Here is a 23,600-nt window from a genome sequence, read left to right as displayed (position 1 = left end):
GATATTCCTCAGTCGGTGCGGGCCGCCTCGGCGCGCCGGCGCACGCGGCGGGCCGCGGCGACCAGATTGCGCAGCGACGGGTCGAGCTGCCAGTGGTGGCGGGTCTTCAGGCCGCCGTCCGGGTTGGCCCACAGGCGCTCCGGAGTGACGGCTTCGGCTGCGGCGGTGAGCAGTTCGTCCAGCTCGTCGATGTCGGGGATGCGGGCCGAGCGGGACTCGTACACACCGGGGCCGACACCGTGGGTGAGGCCGCGGCCCTCGGCGCAGTCCTCCTTGAGCGCTTCCAGCACCCACTCGATGGAACGGGTGGCGACGATGGCGGTGACGTCGGCGTCGAGTTCCTCGATCGCCTCGACAACGTCGGTGCGGCTGGAATAGCCGATGTGCGTGTGGATCTGGGTCTCGGGCTTGACGCCGGAGGTGGCCAGCTTGAACGCGCCCACGGCCCAGCGCAGGTATTCGGCCTGGCCCTTCTTGCGCAGCGGCAGCAGCTCGCGAATGGACGGCTCGTCGACCTGGATGATGGCGATGCCGGCCTTCTCCAGGTCCACGACCTCGTCGCGGATGGCGAGGGCCACCTGGTCGGCGGTCTCGTACAGCGGCTGATCCTGGCGCACGAAGGAGCGGGCCAGCATGGTGACCGGACCGGTGACCATGCCCTTGACCGGCTTGTCGGTGAGCGACTGCGCGTAGGCGGTCCACGACACCGACATGGCCTCGGGCCGCGACACGTCGCCGTACACGATCGGCGGTCGGACACACCGGGATCCGTACACCTGCACCCAGCCGAAGTGGGTGGTGGCGAAGCCGTCGAGCAGCTCCGCGAAGTACTGGATCATGTCGTTGCGCTCGTGCTCGCCGTGCACCAGCACGTCCAGGCCGATGTCCTCCTGCAGGCGGATCGTGGCCTCGATCTCGGCCTCGATGCGCTTGCGGTACTCCTCGTAGGACAGCCGGCCCTGCGCGAGGTCGTGGCGCGCCTGCCGGGCGGAACCGGTCTGCGGGAAGGAGCCGAGCGTGGTGGCGGGCACCAGCGGCAGCTGAAGTTTGGCCTGCTGCGCGAGCTTTCGCGTCTCGTAGGGTTCGCGCACCCGCATCTGCGGGGTGACGGCGTAGACGCGCTGACGCACCGCGTGCTTCTGCTTGAAGTGCACCGAGGTGGGCCGCTTGCGCCACTTCTCCGACGGACCCTCGGTGAGCGCCTTGGCCAGCGAAACCACTTCCAGCACCTTCTGTTTGGCGAAGGCGAGGCGGTCGGCGACGGGACCCTCGAGCTCGTATTCGACGAGCACGTCGTAGGGCACGTGCAGCAGCGTCGCGCCGGTGGACACCACCATGTCGGGGCAGACCTGGGCGAGCGCGTTGAGGTATTCCAGCGTCACGTACCGGTCGGCGCGCCACACATTGGTGCCGCTGATGACGCCGGCGTAGAGCCGCTTGCGGCGAATGCCGGGAATCTTGGCGAGCTCCTCGGGCACCACCCGGTAGCTGGCCAGATCCAGGCCGATGGCCTCCACCGAAGTGCGGCACAGGATTTCGATGGCCTCGCCGAAATCGCCGTACTGGCCGGTGACCAACATGCGCGGGCGCAGCGGGGCCTTCGACAGCCGCTGGTAGGTCTTCTCGAACAGCTCCATGGTCGAGGGCGAGCGGTCGCTGGTGAAGCACGGTTCGTCCAGCTGCACGCAGGTGGCGCCGCGCTTGGCGAGGATCTCGAACAGTTCCTCGTACACCGGGAGCAGCTTGTCCAGCAGCACCAGCTTGTCGAATTCGGTCTGGCCGGGCACGTGGCCGGTCTTGGACAGCAGCAGCAGCGACAGCGGACCCAGCACCACGGGCCGCAATTCGATGCCCGCCGCCTTGGCGCGATCGAATTCGTCCAGCAGGGCCTCGGGGTGCAGCGAGAATTCGGTATCGGTATCGAGCTCGGGCTGCCGGTAGTGATACGGCGTGTTGAGCAGCTTGACCAGCTCGAGCGGCGGCAGGTCGGGCCGGCCGCGAGCCATCAGGAAGTAGAAGTCCAAGGGGTGCAAGCCTTCTCGATAGGGCTCGAACCGCTTGGGGACCGCGCCGAACAGCAGCGCGTTGTCGAGAATGTGGTCGTAGAACGAGAAGGTGTTGCCGGGGACCTGCGTGAGCCCGGTGGCGGCCAGCTCCAGGTACTGACTCTCCTGGATCTCACGGCCGGTGGCGACGAGCTCGTCGCGCGAGAGCGTGCCGTGCCAGTAGGACTCCAGCGCACGCTTGAGCTGCCGGTGCTCCCCGATCCGCGGGTAACCCAGGATGCTTGATCCGAACCCGTCGGTGACGTTGACCATCTGAACGGACACTCCTTCCGAGCTGCCGGGCTAACCCGCCTCTCAGCGCCTTCAGGCCAGACAAAGAGCCGTGGCCATTTCCACACGCGGCCGGCGGTCAGGTGCAGCACCAATCTTGGACGTACCCGACGAGTTACCCGGTCCTTGCGAAATCAGTTGTCACGTTACCCGCAACAACGGACCGGGTTACTCATCGTTTGGCTGCATAGCCTCGGATTATGGGGCTCAGGCCCTGTTGTACTGGTAGAAGCCGGCTCCGGCCTTCTTGCCCAGCAGCCCGGCCTCGACCATGCGGCTCAGCAGCGGCGGCGCGGAGTACAGGGGCTCCTTGAACTCCTCGTACATGGAGTCGGCGATGGACTTCACGGTGTCGAGGCCGACCAGGTCGGTCAGGGCCAGCGGGCCCATCGGGTGGGCGCAGCCCAGCACCATGGCCTTGTCGACGTCTTCCTTGGTGGCGAAACCGGATTCGACCATGCGAATGGCCGACAGCAGGTACGGCACCAGCAGCGCGTTGACCACGAAACCGGAGCGGTCGGCGGAGCGCACGACCTGCTTGCCCAGCACGTCGGCGGCGAACTGCTCGGCGCGCTTGGTGACGGTGTCGGTGGTCTTGAGCGTGGTGACCAGCTCGACCAGCGGCAACACCGGCACCGGGTTGAAGAAGTGCATGCCCACCACCCGCTCGGGGTTGTTGGTGGCCACGGCGATCTTCATGATCGGAATGGAGGAGGTGTTGGAGGCCAGCACCGCGTTCGGATCGGTGACGACCTTGTCGAGTTCGGCGAAGATCGCGGTCTTCACTTCCTCGTTCTCCACGACGGCCTCGACGACCAGCTGGCGATCGGCGAAATCGCCGAGGTCGCTGGTGAAGCGCAGCCGCCAGGCGGCCTGCTCCCGCTCCCGCTCGGTGATCTTGCCGCTGGACACCCCGCGGTCCAGCGACCGCAGAATGCGGGCCCGCCCGGCGGCGGCCAGCTCACGAGTCTGCTCGAACACGAGCACATCGACGTGTGCCCGGGCGCAAACTTCCGCGATACCCGCGCCCATCTGTCCCGCGCCGATGATGCCGACGCGCTGAATCTTCTCTGTGCTCACGGTCCCGCTCCGTTCCGCCTCCCCGCAACTTTTGCGGGCGGCTAAGTGCCGTTGCCACTTCTGCATCCGTGCCTGCGTCGAGTGCCGAACCGATTTCGGTCGTACCCGATGAGTTACCCCGGGCGGTACGAAATCAGTTGTCCGTATCGAACGCCCGCCAGGCGGCCGTCGTAGCTTTGGGTGAAGGCGTCGGACTGACTTTTCGACCCTGCGCCTTCTTAAGGTCTCTCGCAAAACGTTATAAGGAAATGCCCTCCCCGCCGGGGCTGTCGACGGGAAGGGCGGGGTGGACTCGCCGAGAGAGGCTTGCCGACTCTCTCGGCGAGTCTCTGAGGTCCCGCGGCGGCGGAAGGTGTGATGCGACTGCCGCCTTGGGTTTTTGTCCTCGGAACCTGTAGTGGCTCAGCTGTTTACGCCGAGCCGCCTCGGGTTGCTCAGTGGAACTGGCCCTCTTCGGTCGAGCCCTTCAGCGCAGCGGTGCTGGTGTTGGGGTCGACGGTGGTGGCGATGGTGTCGAAGTAGCCGGCGCCGACCTCACGCTGGTGCTTGACGGCGGTGAAGCCACGCTCGGCGGCGGCCTTGAACTCGCGCTCCTGCAGGTCGACGAAGGCGGTCATGCCATCGCGAGCGTAGCCGTGCGCCAGGTCGAACATGCCGTAGTTGAGCGAGTGGAAGCCGGCCAGGGTGATGAACTGGAACTTGAAGCCCATGGCGCCCAGCTCGCGCTGGAACTTCGCGATGGTCGCGTCGTCCAGGTGCGCCTTCCAGTTGAAGGACGGCGAGCAGTTGTAGGCCAGCAGCTGGTCCGGGAACTCGCCGCGGACGGCCTCGGCGAACTTGCGCGCGACCTCGAGGTCCGGCACGCCGGTCTCCATCCAGATGAGGTCGGCGTAGGGGGCGTAGGCCTTGGCGCGCGCGATGCAGGGGTCGATGCCGTTGCGGGTACCGAAGAAGCCCTCGGCGGTGCGGGTGCCGTCCAGGAACTCGCGGTCGCGCTCGTCCACATCGGAGGTGATGAGGGTGGCGGCCTCGGCGTCGGTGCGGGCGATGATCACCGACGGCACGTCGGCGACGTCGGCGGCCAGACGCGCGGAGGTCAGGGTGCGGATGTGCTGCTGGGTGGGGATCAGCACCTTGCCACCGAGGTGGCCGCACTTCTTCTCCGACGCCAGCTGGTCTTCCCAGTGCACGCCGGCCGCGCCGGAGGCGATCATGGCCTTCTGCAGCTCGTAGGCGTTCAGCGCGCCACCGAAACCGGCCTCGGCGTCGGCGACGATCGGGGCCAGCCAGTTGGCGACCGAGGTGTCGCCCTCGACCTTGGCGATCTCGTCGGCGCGCAGCAGCGCGTTGTTGATGCGGCGGACCACGGCCGGCACCGAGTTGGCCGGGTACAGCGACTGGTCCGGGTAGGTGTGGCCGGACAGGTTCGCGTCACCGGCGACCTGCCAACCCGACAGGTAGATGGCCTTCAGGCCCGCGCGGACCTGCTGCACGGCCTGGTTGCCGGTGAGGGCGCCCAGGGAGTTGATGTAGTCCTCGTTGTTGACGAGATCCCAGAGGATCTCGGCGCCACGGCGGGCGAGGGTGTGCTCCTCGACGACGGTGCCCTGCAGCTTGACGACCTGCTCGGCCGTGTAGTTGCGGGTGACGCCCTTCCAGCGGGGGTTGGTGTCCCAGTCCTTCTGGATCTCCGCAGCGGTCTTCGGGGTGCCGACGTTCGACATCTCTGACTCCACTTCTTCGTTCGGTCTCGGTAGCCCCGCCGGTCGAAACTCTCCGAAGGATGTTCGACCACTGCTGGAGCGGCAATTTGCAGACTTGCTAGGCCCGCGAGGTGTACTTCCACACGATGGCACAGGAAAAAATGTGCGTCTACCTGTTGCAAGTGTGAAACCCCGCTAGCTTTCACCAGCATTTTGCTAATGCTGCGAAATTTGCTTGCGAATAGCAGCGGTGGAATCTACTTGCGAGTAGCCCTGACATGCGGTTTTGCATAACGCCCGTACTGTTTGCGTGACCGGGGCCACCGGTGCGTGACGCGCCGACGGCCGTCCAGATGTGAGCACCTTCACAGTTCATTGTGATCTTGGATGTTGTGAGGCGAGCCACCGGGGTGGTCATTCCGGACCAATCGGTCGATCGAAATCTCAGAATCTAGCGCCGCTAGACACGCTAGCCCGGCACCGTTATCGTTGCTTTAGTTCCTAGCGACGCTAGATCCAAGTGAGAAGAGAATTCCGATGCTCGTCCTGACCTGCCAAATCCTCGCCGCCCTCGCCGTCCTCGCCAATGCCGTCGTCTACGGCACCGACTGGTCCGTCGCCCTGATCACCCGCTCGGTCTACCGCGACCACCTGGACGACGCCACCATGACCATCAGCGCCGGCTGGGGCCACTACTACGGCGACAAGCGCATGCCCCTCTTCGGCGCCGGCGGCGTCATCACCGCCGCCCTCGCCCTCATCCTCGCCGCCCTCGCCGGCCAAACCGCCGCCACCCTCGCCGCCGCCGTCGCCCTGGCCGCCCTCCTGACCTGGCTAGCCCTCTACGTCAAGATCGCCAAGCCCATCAACACCGCCCAAACCACCGCCGCCCAAACCGGTGTGATCCCCCCCAACGCCCGTGCCCTCCAATCCAAGTGGGACAGCATCCTCAACACCCGAGTCGCCCTCCAACTCCTCGCCCTCGCCGCCCTACTCGCCACCCTCGCCCTCCTCTGACCCCACCCCACCCGCGCCGACGAGCCCCCTCCACCCCCTCGGCGCGGCCCGCCCAACCCCCACCTACCGGACCGCCTCCCACGCAAAGGAATTCAGCCGATCGATCGGCTGACCGGGGTCTGTGGGTGGGAAGAGCTACCTGTGGGTCGCTTGGTCAGCGGTTGGGGGCGTTCGGGATTACCCTGCACGCGTGAGTCCCGAGAGCTGCGCTGGAATTCTGCTCGCGGCCGGTGCCGGTCGGCGGTATGGCATGCCGAAAGTGCTGGCTGCGGATGGTGCGTGGCTGCGGGCGGGGGTGGCCGCTTTGCGTGGGGGCGGATGTGAGCGGGTCGTTGTGGTGCTCGGGGCGACCGGGCCCGCGTACCGGGCGGGGGATGGCCGGTGGCTGGTGTCGCAAACCTCGGGCATCGCGATTCCTGAAGGGGCGCAACCGGTCTGGGCGGCCGACTGGGATGCGGGGGTGAGCGCCTCGATGCGGGCCGGATTGGCGGCGGCGGCCGTGCCTGCCGCGCGGATAGCCGCTGTGCGGAATACCTCTGTGCGGAATGTCGGTGCGGGGAATTCCAGCATCGAAAACGACGATGCCGGCCGCGCGCGGACGGCCGGGTTGGTCGCGATCATGCCGGTGGACACCCCCGACGTCGGACCCGACGTCGTCGCACGCGTCATCGCGGCCGCGAGAGCGAGCGAGAGCCGTTTGGCGCGAGCGGTTTTCGGCGGTGCGCCGGGGCACCCCGTGGTGCTGGGGCGGGCGCACTGGGCGGGGGTGTGCGCGAGCGCGGCGGGAAATTCGGGGGCGGGCACTTATTTACGGCAACGAGCGGATATGGTGTGCGTCACGTGCGACGACCTCGCAACGGGGATCGATCGGGATTATCCGGCGGGCAGCGCACTGTGATCGGGAGCATGTGATGCGGGATATCGTCGACGACCTTCTTCGGGTGTGGCACAGCGGGCGAACCGGCGGTTTGGCCACTCTCGTTCGGACACAGGGCGGTACGCCGGTGCCGATCGGTTCGGCCATGGTGGTGGACGCCGACGGCCGGGCCTTCGGGTCGATCTCGGCGGGCTGTGCGGAGGCCGCCGCCTACGAGGCCGCGGTGGAGTCGGCGCGCACCGGGCAGCGCGGCCTGCAGCGGTTCGGGCCCGGCAGCGGGCTGGACGCGCAGATGGATTGCGTCGGCACCCTGGACGTCTTCACCGAGCCGTTCTCGCGCCGGCATTTCCCCGAATTCCCGGACGTGGCGGCCGATATCGCGGCGCAGCGGCAGGTCACCGTGTTCACGGTGGTGTGGCATTCGGATCCGGATGTCATCGGCCAGCATCTGATCACCGATCGCAAACACGGCACCGAACTGGTGTCGCTGCCGGACTCGGATGTGTTCGTCTCCTCCTTCGCGCGGCCGCCGCAGCTGATCCTGGTGGGCGCCAATGTGTTCGCGAGCGCGCTGGCCACCCAGGCCAGGCTGCTCGGCTACCGGGTCACCATCGTCGACGCCCGCCCCACCTTCGCCAATGCCGCGGCCTACCCGGGCTGTGAGGTCGTGGTGGACTGGCCGCACCGCTACCTCAACACCCTCGCCTCGGCGGGCGAGATCGACGCCAGCACCGCCCTGGTGGTGCTCTCACAGGACCCGAAGTTCGACATCCCGCTGCTCACCGTGGCTTTGCGACTACCCGAGCTGGGTTACCTGGCCGCCCTGGGTACCCCGGCTTCCCACGCGCATCGGCTGGAGGCCCTGCAGGCCGGCGGCTTCACCGACGAGATCCTGTCCCGCCTGCACTCCCCCGCCGGACTGGACGTGGGCGCGCGCACGCCGGCCGAGACCGCCGTCGCGATCGCCGCCGAACTTTTGGCGGTCCGCAACGGGACCTCGGCCGAACCGCTGTCGGCCGCACCGGGCACGGGCAAGCGGCACGTGCAACTGGTGCGCTGAGTTCCGTTCCCCGGGAAGCTATTTCAGCTCGGGGTGCTCGGCGAACACCTCTTTCAGCACCGACAGGTCGAACAATTGGTTCGCCTTGATGTCGATCTTCGCCTTGCCGAGCGCGGCGATGTTCTGCGCGATCAGATCGTCGGTCATGGTGAACAGCCCGTTGGCCTTCGAATCGGCGGAGACGACCAGCCCGTTCTGGGCGCTGGCCTCCATCGTCTGTTCCTTCAATTCCAGCCGCTGATCCTTGCCGTACACCTCGACGGCCAGCCGCGCGGACTCCTCCGGGCTGGCGACCGCGTCCTTCCACCCCTTCACCTCGGCCATCAGGAACGCCTTGAGCTTGTCGCGCTCGGAGTCGATGGTCTTCTGGCTCACCGTCAGCGTCTCCGCGACCAGCGGCAGCCCGAAATCGGCGAACAGGAAGTTGAAGTTCTGGAAACCCTTGGCCGCCAGCGTGATCGGCTCGTTGGTGGCGTAGCTGACCCAGCCGTCCACCTCGCCGTTGGCCAGCGGCGTCGGATCGTATTGCGCCGGAACGACGGTCACATCGCCGGGCGACATATTGTTGGCCGCCAGCAGCGCGTTGAAGATGAGCTGATTGGTGTCCTGCACCCCGATCTTGCGGCCCTTCATGTCCTGCGGGGTCCGGATCGGCTTGGCCGCCGAGCTCACGATGCAGAACGGATTCTTCTGATACGTGGTGCCGACGATCTTGGCGGCCAACCCCTCGAGCACGGCGGGCGCGGTGGTCTGCGGCGCGGACATGCCGATCCAGATCTTGCCGGTGCCCAGCCCCGCCTCCACCGAGGTGCTGGCCGCACCGCCCGCGACCAGATTCACCGAGCCGAAACCGGCGTCCTTGTAATAACCCTTGGAATCCGCGAAGTACTCGCCCGCGAATTCGATGTTCTTCAACCAGGACAGCTGCACCGCCACCGTCCCGTACTTGGAACCATCGGCCGAACTGCCGTTGCCGCCGCCCGAGGAACCGCCGCCGCAGGCGGCGAGCACACCGGCACCGCCCGCCGCCGCACCGGCGAGCCCGGCATAGCGGAGGAACGACCGCCTGCCGATGGACAACTGGGAGACCGAATCCGGCCCGAACAAACCACTCATGCGGGAAATGTAGGCGGTTTCGATTTCCGATATTTTGCTTTGGGACAGGTATTTGTGTGCGGCAGGTTAACTCGTGAACTCAATCCCGACCCCGCTGCGGTGCGAACCGCGCCAGCACCAGGTTCTCCAGCACGCCCACCACCGCGTACGCGACCACCGAGACCACCGTGACCAGCGCGATCGACGCCCACAGCCGGTTGTACTGGAAGGTGGGAATGGCGCGGATCAGCCCGGCTCCCAGACCTTTTCCGCTGCCCAGCCATTCGCCGAGCAACGCACCGATCAGCGCGCCCGGCACCGAGATGCGCGCCGCCGCGAACACCGACGGCAGCGCCGCCGGGATCGCCACCATCCGCAGCGCCGTCCAATGCGAACCGCCGTACGCCACCACCAGTTCGGTGGCCTGCCGGGGCGCGGACCGCAATCCGGTCATGATAATCACCAGCGCGGGGAAGAACACCACGATGGCCGCCATGACGGTGACGCCCAGCAGGCCGCGCCCGAACACCAGCACGATGATCGGGGTGATGGCCACCAGCGGCACCGACCGCAGCAGCATGGCCACCGGCATGAACGCCTGCGCCACCGCGGGGACGCCGATGAACAGCGCGGCCACCGCCAGCGCCGCACCCAGGCCCGCGCCGAAGCCGATCAGGGCGTCCTTCAACGTGATTCGCATTTCGTCGAAGACGACGTGGCGGGCGTTGCCGGAGGTGGGCCCGGTGACCAGATAGGTCCAGACGTCGCCGGGACTCTTGCCGACCAGGCCGACCTGCGGGTACAGCTCCAGGAAGCCGTACCACAGCAGTACCAGCAGGATCATCGAAACCACCAGCGGCAGCAGGAATCTGCCGATCGGGCGCAATACGTTCAGTGTCCTCATCACGCCTCCGCTCGCGTCCACGGCACCGCGACGCGGGCCACCAGCGCCACCACCGCGTAGCCCAGGCCCGCCAGCGCCGCCGCGGCCAGCGCCATGCCCCAGGTGCGCGGCACGTTGTAGGCGGTCTGCGCGGCCGTCAGGGCGACGCCGATACCGCTGTCCACGCCGCCCAGGTACTCCCCGATGATCGCGCCCAGCACCGCCGAGGGCGCGGCGATCTTCAAGGCGGCCAAGGTGTTCGGCAGCGCGGCGATGATCTGCACCCGCCGCAGCCGCTGCCACCGTCCGCCGCCGTAGGCGCGCACCAGATCCAGGCTGGTGCGATCGGCCGAGCGCAGCCCGGTCACCGTGCCGACCATGGTGGTGAAGAAGCAGTACATGGCGGCCAGGAACACCGTCGGGGTGCGGCCGCCGAACACCACCAGGATGATCGGGCCCAGCGCCAGCAGCGGCGTGCAGTAGCTCAGAATCGCCAGCTGCGTGACCAGCATTTCGATCGGCGGGATCAGCACCACCAGGATCGCCAGCGCGATGGCCAGGCCGTTGCCCCACGCGAAACCCTGCAACGCCCCCCAGGCGGTGACCCGGAAGTTCGGGCCGTAGAGCGCCCAGCCGTCGGTGTACATGGTGTGCACGACATTCCACGGGCTCGGGACGGTGCCGCCCGCGACGTGCAGTTCGGCCAGCAGCGTCCACGCGGCCAGCAACACCAGAATGCCCGCCAGCCCACCGAGTTTCGTAAGGTGGACGCGCTGTCGCAGTGTCTCCCAGCTCATTCCGCGACTCCGCCCTGACCGCTGCGGCCGAACAGCAGCTCCAGCAGGTAGTCGTGGAGTTTGTGGAACTCCGGCGAACGCATCATCTCCGGGGTGCGCGGGCGCGGCAGGTCGATGTTCACCACCTCCACCACCCGGCCCGGGCGCGGGCTCATCACGGCCACCACATCGGAGAGGAAGACCGCCTCGGCGATGCCGTGGGTGACCATCAGCGTGGTGGCGGGCTTCTCGGTCCAGATGCGCAGCAGTTCGAGGTTGAGCCGCTGCCGGGTCATATCGTCGAGCGCGCCGAACGGCTCGTCCAGCAGCAGCACGGTCGGCTTCACCACCAGCGCGCGGGCGATCGAAACCCGTTGCCGCATACCGCCGGACAGCTGCGCGGGCTTGGCCTTCTCGAAACCCTCCAGGCCGACCAGCCGGATCAGATCGGCGACCAGCTCCCGATCCGCGGGCAGGCCCGCCACCTGCAACGGCAGCTTGATATTGGATTCCACACTGCGCCAGGGCAACAGCGCCGAATCCTGGAAGGCGATGCCGAACTCGTGGCGGCGGCGCAGTTCCGCGGGCGTCTCGCCGTTGATCCGGGCGGCGCCCGCGGAGGGCGACTCCAGATCCGCGAGAATCCGCAGGATCGTGGACTTCCCGCAGCCCGACGGCCCCAGCAGCGACAGGAACGCGCCCTGCGCGGTATGCAGATCGACCGCATCGAGAGCCTGCACCACACGCCGCCCGGAGCGGAAGGTCTTGCTCAGCCCGCTGATATGAATGCCCGTCCCCGCGGCGACTTCCGAACTCATAGGGCCAACGGTAAATGCCGGGAATTGCACGCAGATTGCGAATGGGCAGACGAGATTTCGCCGGTGTTACGACCGGCGGCCCGATCCGGTTACCCCGGGCTCACCACCAGGCCGGGGGTTCGAACCAGTCGCGGGACTCGCGGCGGAACAGCAACACGATCACCGCCAGAGACACCAGCGGGCCCAGCGGCCCGGGCGGACGGCCGTCGGTGATGGACGGCACCGTCCACAGCATGTTCATGACCGCCACGAGAATCGCGCCGATCCGCACCGACTGCCCCTCGGAATTGAAGGTCAGCGCGATCAGTCCGAGCAGGAATCCCGGAATGAACGGCACGGCGGTTTCGACCGCCGCCCTGCCGCCCAGCAGCCAGCCCGAGGACGCCGCGCAGATCACGCCCAGCCCCGCCAGGCCGAGCGCCAGCACCTGCGCCGCCCGCACCACCCGCGGCATCCGATACCTGTCGCCCATACCCGCCCCCTGGTCGGGCTGAAGATCTAGGTCCGACATCCCCCCAACCTAACCCCGTAAGAACCCCCAATCCCCCACACCACGCCGCCCGACCACTGATCACCCGTACACGCCACCCAACCAATGCTGCGCATGCTGCGCATGCTGCGCACGGCAGGGAGGCCGCCCGCCCTCGTCATTCCGGCGTGCTCTTGGCCGGAATCCACCACCGTGGCGTTGGATCCCGGCCAAATACGCGCCGGGATGACGAGGTGGGCACGCGCCGGGATGACGAGGTGGGCACGCGCCGGGATGACGAGGTCGGCACGCGCCGAGATGACGAGGTCGGCACAGGCGGGACGAGACGGAGCTAGGACCTCACTGCGACCGCTTCGAGTTCTTCGACCTGGACGGTCGGTTGGAGGCGCTCTCGGAGGACGCGGTCGATTTCTCCCGCGACCGGAATGACCACGGCGGCAGCCGAAGTGGCGACCGCGTCCACCAGGAGGGTCGGCCAGTCCGGCTCGGCCTCCCCGGCGAGTCCGGCGATGAGCGCGGCCACGGCGGCATCGCCCGCCCCGGTCGGATTGCCCGCCAGCGGTTTCGGCAGGGCCGCCGTCCAGGCCCGGTCCGGGGTGACCGCGACCATGCCCGCCCCGCCGCGGGTCACGATCACCGCCCGCACGCCACCGGCGAGCAGCCCGTCCACCGCCGCCAGGATCTCGGGCACCGTGCCGGCGGGCTGGCCGGTGAGTCGTTCCAGCTCATCCACATTCGGGGTCAGCACCACGCCCGGGACGCGAGCCGCCAACTCCAGCGCCTGACCGTCGAAATCGCAGAGGGTCGGCACCCCCGCGGCGAGGGCGGTGCGGGCCAGTTCGGCGGGCACGTCCGGGCCGACCCCGCCGGGCAGCGAACCCGCGATCACCAGACCGCTCATGTCCGAGAGCATGCCGTCGACCCGCACCCGCAACTGGTCGACGGCATGCGGTTCGGTGATGCGCGGTCCCGGCTCCCACAGCGCGGTCGCACTGCCGTCCTCGGATTCGCTGATCACCACCGTGCGCCGCACCCACGGCAGCGCGTGCACGAAATCCACCGGCATCTCCAGTTCCGCGGCGGCCGCGAAGGCGTGATCGGAGAAGCCGGTGGCGCGCGCGTATTTGCCGAGCTGATTCAGCACCCGGGTGACATTGATGCCGCGCCCGCCCAGCCGCTGATCCACCGACCGCACCCGTTGCGCCCGGCCCCGCTCGAAATGCTCGACCCGATAGGTCATGTCGTAGGCGGGGTTCATGGTCACGGTGAGGATCACCCCACCATCACGGCACGTCACGGCACCGGATGCAACCCCTGGCACAAAAGGTGGCACCGAATGTCGATGCCGCCAATGTCGTTGCCATTCGGAGATATTCGAAGGGCAGGATGTCGGCCGTGCATCCGCTTCCGCCGAAACACCTGCTGCTGCAGGCCTGCCGCGGCCTGCCCCCCGATGATCATCCGCTGCTGCGTTGCGCCGGCTTACTCGCGGACCTGCACGAGCGGCGGCTGGCCGCGGCGAGCGGCACCGATCGCATCGACCACGATCGCGCGCGGCTGGTGCACGACATCGACCGCTGGGTCGCGGCCGAACTGCCCAAGGCGGCCCGCGACGCGCATCTGCACACCGAGACCGTCGGCACCGTCGTGGATCGGCTGGCCCAGTTCTCGGCCCTGGCCTATCTGACGCTGGCCATGTCGCCCGACGCCGCCATGCACGAGGCCGCGCAGCGGCTCACCGAACTGGCCATCGCCTACGAGGATCTAGCGGGGGAACTGGCGAGCGGACGGCGGCGGCTACCCAACCTCACCGGCACCCACGACTTGGAATCCTGACCGTCGGCCCGTGCGGCGGGCGACCGACCGGCCGCGGACATGACCGCGGCCGGCGGTGCCCGGCGAGGGGGCGGGGCACCACCGGCCACACAGGTGGACCATGCGCAATCCACCGTCGGCATCGAGCGGGCGGCACGAGTGCACAGGAATCCGCGTGGGAGATGCGGTGGCAGTACCTGCTTCTCGTCACCTGACAACCGTCCGGTCGAAGTGTCGACCCCTGCATCGTGCGCTGCGAAGCTCGGAGCGTCCCATGTTCCAGCTGTGAATCCTCTGTGAGGAGAGATCAACTCGCGATGCTCTCAGGGGCTTCGCCCCCGAACCCCCAAGGACAGTTTGCGGGGGCTCCGCCCCCACACCCCCGGGAGGAGGGCCCGTGGGGCGCCGCCCCAGCCCCCCCCGGGATGAGGGCTCGTGGGGCGCCGCCCCACGCCCCGGGAAGCACAGAAGCCCCCGAACCCAGGAAGCCTTCGCGGGGACTCCGCGTCCACGCCCGGGAAGTACAGGACCAGGGGGAGTCCCCCGAACCACCAAGGCTCCGCCGCCGGACGCCCGTTATTTCGGGCCCGGGAGGAGGGCTTGGATGGTGTTGATGGTGTCGGCTTCGGTGGGGTCTTTGTCGGGGCGGTAGCGGACTACGCGGGCGAAGCGGAGGGCTACGCCGCCGGGGTAGCGGGGGCTGGTTTGGACGCCGTCCAGGGCTATTTCGACTACCAGTTCGGGGTAGAGGTAGACGGTGGAGGCGTCTCGGGTGCGTTCGTGACGGGGGAATTCGGCGGTTTGCCAGTGGAGGAGGGCGTCGGTGAGGCCCTTGAAGGTTTTGCCGACCATGATGGGGTCGCCGCCCTCGGGGTCGCGGGCGCCGAGGTGGAGGTTGGAGAGGTAGCCGGTGCGGCGGCCGTAACCCCATTCCGCACCGAGCACGATGAGGTCGAGGGTGTGGGTGGGTTTGATCTTCTGCCAGGCGCGGCCGCGGCGGCCGGCGGCGTAGGGGGCGTCCAGGGATTTGATCATGATGCCCTCGTGGCCGGCGGCCAGTGCGCCGTCGAAGTATTCGGCGGCGGTCTCCGGATCGGGGGCGATGAGGGCGGGGATGCCGAGCGTGGGGGCCACCGCGGTGAGGGCGGCGCGGCGCTCGCGCAGCGGCGCGTCGAGCAGATCGGCGCCGTCGAGGTGCAGGCAGTCGAAGAAGTAGGGGTGCAGCAGCAGTTCCTGGGCGGTGGCCGCGCCGAAGCGACTCATGGTCTCCTGGAACGGGCGCGGGCGGCCGGAGTCGTCGAGCGCCAGCGTCTCGCCGTCGAGCACCACGCTGGAGCAGTCCAATCCCCGCACCAGATCGACCAATTCGGGCACGCCGGCGGTGATGTCGCGCAGGGTCCGGGTGAAAACCCACACCCGCTCGCCGTCCCGGTGCACTTGAATCCGGGCGCCGTCCATCTTGTGCTCGACGCTGGCCTGCCCGCCGAATTCGGCCAGCGCCTCGTCCAGGGTCGCGCCCGGCGCGGCCAGCATGGGCTGGATCGGCCGCCCGAGTTCGAGCCGAAAGGCTTGCAGCGCTTCGACTCCGCCCGTTTTCGCCGCGAGCGCGGTGACCGGTAGGCGTCCCGACAGCATGTGGGCCCGGCGCACGTCCGCGATCGGCGCCTCGAAGGCGGCGGCCACCGCCTCGGCCACGATCGCGGTCAACGCGCCCTGCCGCATCTCCCCGGTCAGCAGCCGGGTCAGAAAATCCCGCTCGTCGGCGGTCGCGGCGCCGAAGAGCTCGGTCAGCGCCTCCTGCCGGCGCGCGGCCGACCCGCTGCCGGAGATCCCGGCCAGCGCGGTGAACGCGGCATCCACCGCCGCGACCGTCAAGCCCGGCTCCCCCGCCGGTGTCACCTCGAGCCCGACCAGGGTTCGCCAGCCGGTGCCGATCCGGCCCTGCAGCAGATCCCCGGACAGCCAGGCCACCACCTGGGCCAATTCCGCGGGCGCGGCCCGGCGCATCACCTCGGCGAATATCTTGATCTTGCTTTTGCGCGAGGACGTCTCCCGCGCCCCACGCGACGCCTCGACCACTTCGGACAGCAGCATTTCCGGTTCCGGCGAGAGCATTTCTCGACGGTAACCCGCCGCACCGACAACCACGGCCCGCGCCCCCGGCGGCGACGTGGAAAGGCGATGTGACACAGAGCTCAGCAGGCCTGCTAATCCCGGCATTGGCAACGATGCGAATACGCCAATAAACTCGGTCGCATGGCCAAGACTTTTGTCGGGGCGCGGCTCCGGCAGCTGCGTACCGAGCGCGGGCTGAGTCAGGTCTCCCTGGCCAAGAAGCTCGAGATCTCCGCGAGCTATCTGAATCAGATCGAACACGACGTGCGCCCGCTCACCGTACCGGTTCTGCTGCGCATCAGTGAAGTCTTCGGCGTCGACGCCGGCTTCTTCTCCTCCCAGGACGACACCCGGCTCATCGCCGAACTCCAGGAGGTGGTGATGGACCAGGAGCTCGGGGTGGAGGCCGACGCCCAGGAGATCGCCGAAATGGTCTCCGCGCACCCGGGTTTGGCGCGCGCCATGGTGAATATGCATCGCCGCTATCGCAATACGACCGCGCAGCTGGCCGCCGCCACCGAGGACCGGTTCGCCGACGGCAGCGGTTCGGGCGCCATCTCCAAACCGCACGAGGAAGTCCGCGACTACTTCTATCAGCGGCAGAACTACATTCACGAATTGGACACGGCCGCCGAGGAACTCACCCATCGCATGCGTTTCCACGGCGGCGACCTGAAACGCGAGATTCCGCGCCGGCTGGCCGACGCGCACGGTGTGCAGATCGTCGAGCGCATCGATCTCGGCGACGGCCTGCTGCACCGCTACGATCCGGCGCAGCGCCGCCTGGAGATCGCCCCGCATCTGTCCGGCGGTCAGCGGGTGTTCAAGCTGGCGGCCGAACTGGCCTATCTCGAATGCGGCGACCTGATCGAAAAGCTGGTGGCCGAGGGCAATTTCTCCAGTCCCGAATCCGTGGTGCTGGCGAAGCTGGGCCTGGCCAACTATTTCGCCGCCGCGACGGTGCTGCCCTACACCCATTTCCACGAGGTGGCCGAGGATTTCCGCTACGACATCGAGCGCCTGTCGGCCTTCTTCACCCAGAGCTACGAAACCATCTGCCACCGCCTGTCCACCCTGCAGCGGCCCAAACTCCGCGGCGTGCCCTTCTCCTTCGTCCGCGTCGACCGCGCCGGCAATATGTCGAAACGCCAGTCCGCCACCGGCTTTCACTTCTCCTCCAGCGGCGGCACCTGCCCGCTGTGGAACGTCTACGAAACCTTCGCCTACCCCGCGAAGATCATGACCCAGATCGCCCAGATGCCCGACGGCCGCAAATACCTCTGGATCGCCCGCACGGTGGAACGCCGCGCCACCCGCTACGGCGAACCGAGCAAAATCTTCGCCATCGGCCTCGGCTGCGAATTACGCCACGCCGGCCGCACCGTCTACGCCGACGGCCTGGACCTCAACGAGCCCAAGGCCACCCCCATCGGCGCCGGCTGCCGAGTCTGCGAACGCTCCAACTGCCCCCAGCGCGCATTCCCGCCCCTCGGCAAATCCCTCGATATCAGCGAACACCGAAGCTCCATCTCCCCCTACGTCATTCAGTAACCGACAGATTCGATGACCTATTCGCGGGGGGAACGGCCGCGGAATCCCGTACGAACATGATGATGTGAAAATGAGAAAGATCGTCGCCACGGCTGCGCTCACCATCGGCGCCATGGCGATCACGGGGGGCACGTCGTACGCTGCGCCGGAACAGCCCGCGCAGGACGTGCAGTCGCTCACGCAGTTCGCCGGACAGCAGAGCGGCGTCTATTTCGACGCGGTCCGCTCCGACGCGGACAAGACCGTCACCACCATCGTCTCCGGCGGCACCTTCGTCGCCACCGGCACCGACATCCAGCTCGTGACCGCCACCGGCGAGGTGGCCGCCACCTTGCCCGTGGCCTTCGGCACCGACAGCGGCACGCTCGCGCTGCAACCGCAAATCCTCGACGGCGGAACGAAACTGGTCGCCCAGCCGGTCTTCGATCCGGTCTGGTACAACTGCTCGCCGAGTTCGCCGCGCCAGCGCAGCATCGAACTCGGCTTCGGGATCGGCGCCACGCTGGGCGTGCTCGGCGCGACCGTGATCGGTCTGGCCATCACCGTCGCGACCATGGGTATCGGCGCGCTCGCCCTGCCGTTCATCGCGATCGGCGGCTTCCTGCTCGGCGGCGCCATCGGCGGGGCGGCCGGCGGCGCCATTCCGAACTCCGACCAGCAGGACGCGTGGGAGTGCAGCGGGCCGTAGGCCCGAAAGTTACCTTCCAGTAGTAGTTTTCACCGCCGACCTCGGGCCGGTGTCAGCTTTCGCTGACACCGGCTCGCGTCGTTTATGCCCAGTGATCAGGGCTTTGCCGTACATCAGCGATTCGAATCGCACTGCCGTGAGCAGAAATTCACGTCGGCGAAACACGAGAAATCGGACCTTCATCGAGAGTCATTCCGGCGCAACACTTCCCGTTTACCGTTCCGTTTCACGAATACAGCCGCTGTATACGCGGCGGTATTCGCAAGCGGCGCAGGTGGCGTCGTTGAACACTGTGAACCGAAGGATCCGCCCCATGCACGACTCTCCCCGCCGGGACAGGACCACTCGCCTGACGAAGGCGATCATCATTCCGACCGCGCTGGCGTTGTCCGCCGTCATGGTCGCCGGGTGCGGGTCGCGTGACAGCGACACCGCGTCGGGCTCCAACGCCAAGTCCTGTGTGGACACCTCGAAGGACACCATCAAGATCGGTTCGCTGCACTCGCTGACCGGAACCATGGCCATCAGCGAGGTCACCGTCGCCAATGCCACCAAGCTGGCGGTGGATCAGATCAATGCCGCCGGCGGTGTGCTGGGCAAGAAGCTCGAGGTGGTGCTCGAGGACGGCGCGTCGGATCCGAAGACCTTCGCCGAGAAGGCCGAGAAGTTGATCAGCTCCGACTGCGTCGCCGCGGTCTTCGGCGGCTGGACCTCCGCGTCCCGCAAGGCCATGAAGCCCAAGTTCGAATCCCTGAACTCGCTGCTGTACTACCCGGTTCAGTACGAGGGCCTGGAGGATTCCAAGAACATCTTCTACACCGGCGCGACCACCAATCAGCAGATCATCCCGGCCCTGGACTACCTGAAGCAGAAGGGCATCACCTCCCTCTACCTGGTGGGTTCGGACTACGTCTTCCCGCAGACCGCCAACCGCGAGATCAAGGCGTACGCCAAGGCCAACGGCATCGAGATCAAGGGCGAGGACTACGCGCCGCTGGGCTCCACCGATTTCTCGACCATCGTCAACAAGGTCCGCACCGCCAAGGCGGGCGCGGTGTTCAACACCCTCAACGGCGACTCCAATGTCGCGTTCTTCCGCGAATACGCCAACGCGGGCCTGAAAGCCGCTGATATGCCGGTGGTTTCGGTATCCATCGCCGAGGAGGAGGTCGGCGGCGTCGGCGTGCAGAACGTCGCGGGCCAGCTGACCGCCTGGAACTACTACCAGACCGTCGACACCCCGCAGAACAAGGCGTTCGTCACCGCCTACAAGGCCGCCTACGGCGCGAACAAGCCCACCTCCGACCCGATGGAGGCCGCCTACACCTCGGTCTACCTGTGGAAGAACACCGTCGAGAAGGCGAAGTCCTTCGCGGTGGCCGACATTCAGCAGGCCGCCGACGGTGTCAGCTACGACGCGCCGGAGGGCACCGTCACCATCGACGGCTCCAACCACCACATCACCAAGACCGCCCGCATCGGCGAGATCCACCCCGACGGCCTGATCTACACCGTCTGGGATTCCGGCAAGCCGATCCAGCCCGACCCGTACCTGAAGAACTACGACTGGGCCAAGGGCCTCAAGTAATTCGGCGGCCGCCGTTGAGGGGCGGCTGGTGCGGATCCGGGCGCACTCTCACCGCGCGGACCCCGGACCAGCCGCATCGGCGGCCACCAACCCCGCCGTTCCGGCGAGCTTTCGGCCGGTATCCGCCGCCACTGCCGGTCGATCCTCGAGTGTGGATCCCGGCCGAGGACACGCCGGGACGACGGACCGCGTCTTCGCCGAAGAAGGTACTCACATGGATGTCCTTGTCGGACAACTCTTCACCGGGCTCAGTCTCGGCTCGATCCTGCTGCTCGCCGCGCTGGGCCTGTCGCTGACCTTCGGTCAGATGGGCGTCATCAATATGGCGCACGGCGAATTCATCATGGCCGGCTGCTACACGACCTACGTTGTGGAGCAACTGATCTCGGCGACGGGGGTGGCGCTGATCGTGTCGCTGTTCGTCGGGTTCCTGGTCGGCGGCCTGCTGGGCGCCGCCCTGGAAATGGGCCTGATCCGCTGGATGTACGACCGCCCGCTGGACACCCTGCTGGTCACCTTCGGTGTCGGGCTGGTGCTGCAGCAGGCGGTGCGCGACATCTTCGGCGCGCCCGCCAAGAACGTGGTCGCGCCGCACTGGCTGACCGGCGGTCTCACCATCGCGGGCACCGTGGTGCCCAAGACCCGCATCTTCATCATGGTGTTGGCCGTGGCCGCGGTGATCGCGCTGGCGGCCGCGCTCGAGACGACGCCGCTGGGCCGCCGCATCCGGGCCGTGGTGCAGAACCGCAGTCTCGCCGAAACCTCCGGTGTCTCTTCGCGTCTCACCGACGTGAGCACCTTCTTCATCGGCTCCGGCCTGGCCGCCGTCGCCGGGGTGGCGCTGACGTTGATCGGCTCCACCAGCCCCACCATCGGGCAGTCGTATCTGGTGGACGCGTTCCTGGTGGTCGTGATCGGCGGCCTCGGGCAGATCAAGGGCACGGTCATCGCGGCCTTCGCCATGGGCCTGCTGAATTCGTTCGTCGAGTACTCGACCACCGCGACGGTCGCCAAGGTGATCGTCTTCATCGTGGTCGTGATCTTCCTGCAGGCCCGCCCGCAGGGCCTGTTCACCGTCCGGACGAGGAGTCTGGCATGACCACCATCCAGCGCCTGCGCGCCAACTCGTCCTGGAAAGCCCTGGGCGGCTTCGCGATCGCCGCCATCGTGCTGTTCGTGCTCGCGCCGGCGGTGCTCACCGATTTCCGGTTGAGCCTGCTGGCCAAGTTCCTGTGCTTCGCCATCGTCGCGGTCGGCATCGGCCTGGCGTGGGGGCGCGGCGGCATGCTCACCCTCGGGCAGGGCGTGTTCTTCGGCATCGGCGCCTACATCATGGCCATGCACCTGCAGCTGGCCGATGCCGCCAAGACGCACGAGGCGGTGCCGGAGTTCATGACCATCGCGGGCGTTGACCGATTGCCCTCGTACTGGCAGCCTTTCGCGTCGGCCCCGGTGGCCCTGCTGGCCATCCTGGTCCTGCCCGCGGCGATCGCGGCCGTGCTCGGGTTCGGGGTGTTCAAGCGCCGGGTGAAGGGCGCGTACTTCGCGATTCTGAGCCAGGCGCTGGCCGCGGCGCTGGCGATCCTGCTCACCGGCCAGCAGACCATCGGCGGTTTCACCGGGCTCAGCGACTTCCACGCGTTCTTCGGCTTCCGGCTCGACGATCCGGTGAACCGGCGCATGCTGTTCTTCATCGCCGCGGCGACCCTGCTGATCGTGGTCGCGGTGGCGCGGCAGCTCATGCGCAGCCGCTACGGCGAATTGCTTGTCGCCGTGCGTGATCAGGAGGAGCGGGTCCGCTTCCTCGGCTACGACCCGGCCAATATCAAGATCGTCGCCTATGTGGTGGCCGCGTTCTTCGCGGGCATCGCGGGCGCGCTGTTCACCCCGATCGTCGGCATCATCTCCCCCGCCGACATCGGCGTCGTGCCGTCCATCGCGTTCCTGATCGGCGTCGCCATCGGCGGCCGCACCACCCTGCTCGGGCCGGTGCTGGGCGCGGTCGGGGTGGCCTGGGCGCAGACCACGTTCTCCGAGCATTTCCCGTCCGCCTGGACCTACTTCCAGGGCGCGCTGTTCATCGTGGTGGTCGGCTTCATTCCGGCCGGGCTGGCCGGATTCGGGCCCATGGCAAGGCAATTGCTGGAACGACTGCGGCCCGCCCGGACGGACCTGCCCGCGATCACGGAACCGGCGGAGGCGTGATGGCCGAGTATCTCGAAATCAGCAAGCTGTCAGTGAGTTTCGACGGGTTCCAGGCCGTCTCGGAGGTCGATCTGACCGTCCTCAACGGTGATCTGCGCTTCCTCATCGGGCCCAATGGCGCGGGCAAGACCACCCTCATCGACGCCATCACCGGCCTCACCCCCGCCACCGGTTCGGCCCGCAAGAGCGGCACCGAGCTGATCGGCCGCAAGGTGCATCAGATCGCCCGGCTCGGCGTGGGCCGCACCTTCCAGACCGCGAGCGTGTTCGAGCAGCTCACCGTGCTGCAGAACCTCGATATCGCCGCGGGCGCGGGCCGTTCCGCGCTCACCCTGCTGCGCCGCCGCACCTCGGTGCTGCCCGCCATCGAGGAGGCCCTCGACACCATCGGCCTCGGCGCACTGCGCGACAAACCCGCCGGGGTGCTCGCGCACGGCCAGAAGCAGTGGCTGGAGATCGGCATGCTGCTGGTGCAGAACGCCTCGGTGCTGCTGCTGGACGAACCGGTGGCCGGCATGAGCGCCGAGGAGCGCGAGGAGACCGGAAACCTGTTGCGCCGCATCGGCGCGGAGCGGGTCGTCCTCGTCGTCGAACACGATATGGACTTCATGCGCGCGTTCGCGAACTCGGTGACGGTGCTCGCCGGCGGCCGCGTGCTGAGCGAGGGCACGGTCGAGCAGGTGCAGGCCGACCCGAAGGTGCAGGAGGTCTACCTCGGCACCGCCGCGGCCGGCGACCTGCCGCCCGCGACGGAATCCGGCAGTGCGCCAGGAGAATCGGACGAGACGAAGGAGGCCGCGGATGCTGGAACTCGTTGACCTGCACACCGGCTACGGCCGGACCGAGGTGATTCACGGTGTGTCCCTGGCGGTTCCGGACAATGGCGTGGCCGCCATCATGGGCCACAACGGCGCCGGCAAGACCTCGCTGCTGCGCGCGGCGGTCGGGCTGCTGCCCGCCAAATCCGGCCGGATCCGCTTCGACGGCGAGGACATCACGAAGCTGTCGCCGTCGCGGCGGGTCAAGCGCGGCATCGCCTATGTTCCCCAGGGGCAGCAGAGTTTTCCACAGCTGTCCACAATGGAGAACCTCCAGGTGGTGGCGGACGGCCGCACCCGGGGCAGGGAACTGATCGAAGAATCACTGACCCTGTTCCCCGCGCTGCGAGAACTGCTGCCCCGCAAGGCCGGACTGCTCTCCGGCGGCCAGCGCCAGCAACTGGCCATCGCCCGCGCGCTCATCACCGAACCGAAACTGCTCATCCTGGACGAGCCGACCGAGGGCATCCAGCCGTCGGTGGTGGCCGAGATCGAGCGCACCATCATCGAACTCACCGCACGCGGCGGCCTGAGCGTGCTGCTGGTGGAGCAGCACATCGGTTTCGCGCTCCAGGCCGCCGAACAGTATTACGTCCTGCGCTCGGGCCGCGTCACCTCCTCCGGTGCGGGCGGGGCGGGCGCGGAATCCGCGGTGCGCCTGGCCATGGCGATCTGATCGGGCATA

General features: G+C 67.8%; 21 protein-coding genes. 11 read left to right on the top strand and 10 right to left on the bottom strand.

The genetic code is table 11. The features are described from left to right. Window positions 1-8 precede the first annotated feature (8 nt). From metE to aceA, 3 genes are all read right to left on the bottom strand, one after another. Window positions 9-2,318, bottom strand: a complete 2,310-nt coding sequence (metE, locus tag D7D52_RS06000) for a 5-methyltetrahydropteroyltriglutamate--homocysteine S-methyltransferase (protein ID WP_120735415.1) — start codon at window positions 2,316-2,318, stop codon at window positions 9-11. Window positions 2,319-2,543: 225 nt separating this feature from the next. Continuing rightward, window positions 2,544-3,416 carry a 3-hydroxybutyryl-CoA dehydrogenase gene (locus D7D52_RS05995; RefSeq protein ID WP_040813688.1) on the bottom strand — a complete coding sequence of 291 codons (873 nt, stop codon included), beginning with the start codon at window positions 3,414-3,416 and terminating at the stop codon, window positions 2,544-2,546. 434 nt (window positions 3,417-3,850) lie between these two features. Next, entirely contained in the window at window positions 3,851-5,140 is a 1,290-nt protein-coding gene (gene aceA, locus D7D52_RS05990) for an isocitrate lyase (protein ID WP_120735414.1), read from the bottom strand. Between the two features lie 516 nt (window positions 5,141-5,656). Here aceA and D7D52_RS39820 point away from each other — a divergent pair. The 3 genes from D7D52_RS39820 to D7D52_RS05975 all read left to right on the top strand — a co-directional run bounded on the left by D7D52_RS39820 (window position 5,657) and on the right by D7D52_RS05975 (window position 8,073). Then, window positions 5,657-6,136, top strand: a complete 480-nt coding sequence (locus tag D7D52_RS39820; RefSeq protein WP_120735413.1) for a DUF1772 domain-containing protein — start codon at window positions 5,657-5,659, stop codon at window positions 6,134-6,136. 190 nt (window positions 6,137-6,326) lie between these two features. Next, window positions 6,327-7,034: a nucleotidyltransferase family protein gene (locus tag D7D52_RS05980; RefSeq protein ID WP_120743848.1), complete on the top strand. Its 708-nt coding sequence runs from the start codon at window positions 6,327-6,329 to the stop codon at window positions 7,032-7,034. 13 nt (window positions 7,035-7,047) lie between these two features. After that, complete coding sequence (locus D7D52_RS05975) at window positions 7,048-8,073, top strand: XdhC family protein (protein WP_120735412.1); 1,026 nt, start codon at window positions 7,048-7,050, stop codon at window positions 8,071-8,073. Between the two features lie 18 nt (window positions 8,074-8,091). Here the strand turns inward: D7D52_RS05975 and D7D52_RS05970 are convergent, their stop codons facing one another. The 6 genes from D7D52_RS05970 to D7D52_RS05945 form a co-directional block, all read right to left on the bottom strand. Beyond that, a complete protein-coding gene (locus D7D52_RS05970; RefSeq protein ID WP_120735411.1) occupies window positions 8,092-9,189 on the bottom strand; it encodes an ABC transporter substrate-binding protein in 1,098 nt (365 codons plus the stop codon). Between the two features lie 79 nt (window positions 9,190-9,268). Beyond that, a complete protein-coding gene (locus tag D7D52_RS05965; RefSeq protein WP_120735410.1) occupies window positions 9,269-10,072 on the bottom strand; it encodes an ABC transporter permease in 804 nt (267 codons plus the stop codon). Further along, a complete protein-coding gene (locus tag D7D52_RS05960; RefSeq protein WP_120735409.1) occupies window positions 10,072-10,848 on the bottom strand; it encodes an ABC transporter permease in 777 nt (258 codons plus the stop codon). Before D7D52_RS05960 ends, D7D52_RS05965 begins: the two co-directional genes overlap by 1 nt. Next, window positions 10,845-11,645: an ABC transporter ATP-binding protein gene (locus D7D52_RS05955; RefSeq protein ID WP_120735408.1), complete on the bottom strand. Its 801-nt coding sequence runs from the start codon at window positions 11,643-11,645 to the stop codon at window positions 10,845-10,847. Before D7D52_RS05955 ends, D7D52_RS05960 begins: the two co-directional genes overlap by 4 nt. A 100-nt stretch (window positions 11,646-11,745) precedes the next feature. Next, the gene (locus D7D52_RS05950) at window positions 11,746-12,156 is read right to left on the bottom strand and encodes a hypothetical protein (protein WP_162958173.1); all 411 of its coding nucleotides are present in this window, start codon (window positions 12,154-12,156) and stop codon (window positions 11,746-11,748) included. 310 nt (window positions 12,157-12,466) lie between these two features. Next, entirely contained in the window at window positions 12,467-13,432 is a 966-nt protein-coding gene (locus D7D52_RS05945) for a hexose kinase (RefSeq protein ID WP_246023659.1), read from the bottom strand. A gap of 98 nt (window positions 13,433-13,530) precedes the next feature. On the opposite strand from D7D52_RS05945, the gene D7D52_RS05940 reads away from it, so the two are divergent. Then, window positions 13,531-13,971, top strand: coding sequence for a DUF4254 domain-containing protein (locus D7D52_RS05940; RefSeq protein ID WP_120743846.1), 441 nt, complete (start codon window positions 13,531-13,533; stop codon window positions 13,969-13,971). Between the two features lie 555 nt (window positions 13,972-14,526). Here the strand turns inward: D7D52_RS05940 and D7D52_RS05935 are convergent. Beyond that, window positions 14,527-16,044, bottom strand: coding sequence for an ATP-dependent DNA ligase (locus tag D7D52_RS05935; RefSeq protein WP_120743845.1), 1,518 nt, complete (start codon window positions 16,042-16,044; stop codon window positions 14,527-14,529). A 162-nt stretch (window positions 16,045-16,206) separates the two neighbouring features. Between D7D52_RS05935 and ramB the strand changes: the two genes are divergently transcribed. The 7 genes from ramB to urtE all read left to right on the top strand — a co-directional run bounded on the left by ramB (window position 16,207) and on the right by urtE (window position 23,591). After that, window positions 16,207-17,616 (top strand): acetate metabolism transcriptional regulator RamB, encoded by a 1,410-nt coding sequence (gene ramB / locus D7D52_RS05930; RefSeq protein ID WP_120735406.1) that lies wholly within the window; start codon window positions 16,207-16,209, stop codon window positions 17,614-17,616. Window positions 17,617-17,686: 70 nt separating this feature from the next. Next, window positions 17,687-18,304 (top strand): DUF8020 domain-containing protein, encoded by a 618-nt coding sequence (locus tag D7D52_RS05925; protein WP_120735405.1) that lies wholly within the window; start codon window positions 17,687-17,689, stop codon window positions 18,302-18,304. A gap of 397 nt (window positions 18,305-18,701) precedes the next feature. Beyond that, on the top strand, window positions 18,702-19,892 hold the full coding sequence (urtA, locus tag D7D52_RS05920) for an urea ABC transporter substrate-binding protein (protein ID WP_425464663.1): 1,191 nt from the start codon (window positions 18,702-18,704) through the stop codon (window positions 19,890-19,892). 214 nt (window positions 19,893-20,106) lie between these two features. After that, the gene (gene urtB, locus D7D52_RS05915; protein ID WP_120735403.1) at window positions 20,107-20,991 is read left to right on the top strand and encodes an urea ABC transporter permease subunit UrtB; all 885 of its coding nucleotides are present in this window, start codon (window positions 20,107-20,109) and stop codon (window positions 20,989-20,991) included. Beyond that, window positions 20,988-22,097: an urea ABC transporter permease subunit UrtC gene (gene urtC, locus D7D52_RS05910; RefSeq protein WP_120735402.1), complete on the top strand. Its 1,110-nt coding sequence runs from the start codon at window positions 20,988-20,990 to the stop codon at window positions 22,095-22,097. The genes urtB and urtC overlap by 4 nt, the downstream gene beginning before the upstream one ends. Then, complete coding sequence (urtD, locus tag D7D52_RS05905) at window positions 22,097-22,915, top strand: urea ABC transporter ATP-binding protein UrtD (protein WP_246023658.1); 819 nt, start codon at window positions 22,097-22,099, stop codon at window positions 22,913-22,915. Before urtC ends, urtD begins: the two co-directional genes overlap by 1 nt. Next, window positions 22,899-23,591 carry an urea ABC transporter ATP-binding subunit UrtE gene (urtE, locus tag D7D52_RS05900; protein WP_120735401.1) on the top strand — a complete coding sequence of 231 codons (693 nt, stop codon included), beginning with the start codon at window positions 22,899-22,901 and terminating at the stop codon, window positions 23,589-23,591. Before urtD ends, urtE begins: the two co-directional genes overlap by 17 nt. The last annotated feature ends 9 nt before the right edge of the window (window positions 23,592-23,600 follow it).

This window comes from Nocardia yunnanensis (assembly GCF_003626895.1).
In the GTDB taxonomy this organism is placed as follows: domain Bacteria; phylum Actinomycetota; class Actinomycetes; order Mycobacteriales; family Mycobacteriaceae; genus Nocardia; species Nocardia yunnanensis.
This window is presented reverse-complemented; position numbering and strand designations above follow the sequence as displayed.

Bases quoted from the DNA above. Each gene is read 5' to 3' on its own strand.
- urtC (WP_120735402.1), top strand. From the start codon at position 20,988: ATGACCACCATCCAGCGCCTGCGCGCCAACTCGTCCTGGAAAGCCCTG.
- D7D52_RS39820 (WP_120735413.1), top strand. From the start codon at position 5,657: ATGCTCGTCCTGACCTGCCAAATCCTCGCCGCCCTCGCCGTCCTCGCC.
- aceA (WP_120735414.1), bottom strand. From the start codon at position 5,140: ATGTCGAACGTCGGCACCCCGAAGACCGCTGCGGAGATCCAGAAGGAC.
- D7D52_RS05960 (WP_120735409.1), bottom strand. From the start codon at position 10,848: ATGAGCTGGGAGACACTGCGACAGCGCGTCCACCTTACGAAACTCGGT.
- D7D52_RS05970 (WP_120735411.1), bottom strand. From the start codon at position 9,189: ATGAGTGGTTTGTTCGGGCCGGATTCGGTCTCCCAGTTGTCCATCGGC.
- D7D52_RS05975 (WP_120735412.1), top strand. From the start codon at position 7,048: ATGCGGGATATCGTCGACGACCTTCTTCGGGTGTGGCACAGCGGGCGA.
- urtD (WP_246023658.1), top strand. From the start codon at position 22,097: ATGGCCGAGTATCTCGAAATCAGCAAGCTGTCAGTGAGTTTCGACGGG.
- D7D52_RS05925 (WP_120735405.1), top strand. From the start codon at position 17,687: ATGAGAAAGATCGTCGCCACGGCTGCGCTCACCATCGGCGCCATGGCG.
- urtA (WP_425464663.1), top strand. From the start codon at position 18,702: ATGGTCGCCGGGTGCGGGTCGCGTGACAGCGACACCGCGTCGGGCTCC.
- D7D52_RS05965 (WP_120735410.1), bottom strand. From the start codon at position 10,072: ATGAGGACACTGAACGTATTGCGCCCGATCGGCAGATTCCTGCTGCCG.
- metE (WP_120735415.1), bottom strand. From the start codon at position 2,318: ATGGTCAACGTCACCGACGGGTTCGGATCAAGCATCCTGGGTTACCCG.
- urtB (WP_120735403.1), top strand. From the start codon at position 20,107: ATGGATGTCCTTGTCGGACAACTCTTCACCGGGCTCAGTCTCGGCTCG.
- ramB (WP_120735406.1), top strand. From the start codon at position 16,207: ATGGCCAAGACTTTTGTCGGGGCGCGGCTCCGGCAGCTGCGTACCGAG.
- D7D52_RS05935 (WP_120743845.1), bottom strand. From the start codon at position 16,044: ATGCTGCTGTCCGAAGTGGTCGAGGCGTCGCGTGGGGCGCGGGAGACG.
- D7D52_RS05955 (WP_120735408.1), bottom strand. From the start codon at position 11,645: ATGAGTTCGGAAGTCGCCGCGGGGACGGGCATTCATATCAGCGGGCTG.
- D7D52_RS05950 (WP_162958173.1), bottom strand. From the start codon at position 12,156: ATGTCGGACCTAGATCTTCAGCCCGACCAGGGGGCGGGTATGGGCGAC.
- urtE (WP_120735401.1), top strand. From the start codon at position 22,899: ATGCTGGAACTCGTTGACCTGCACACCGGCTACGGCCGGACCGAGGTG.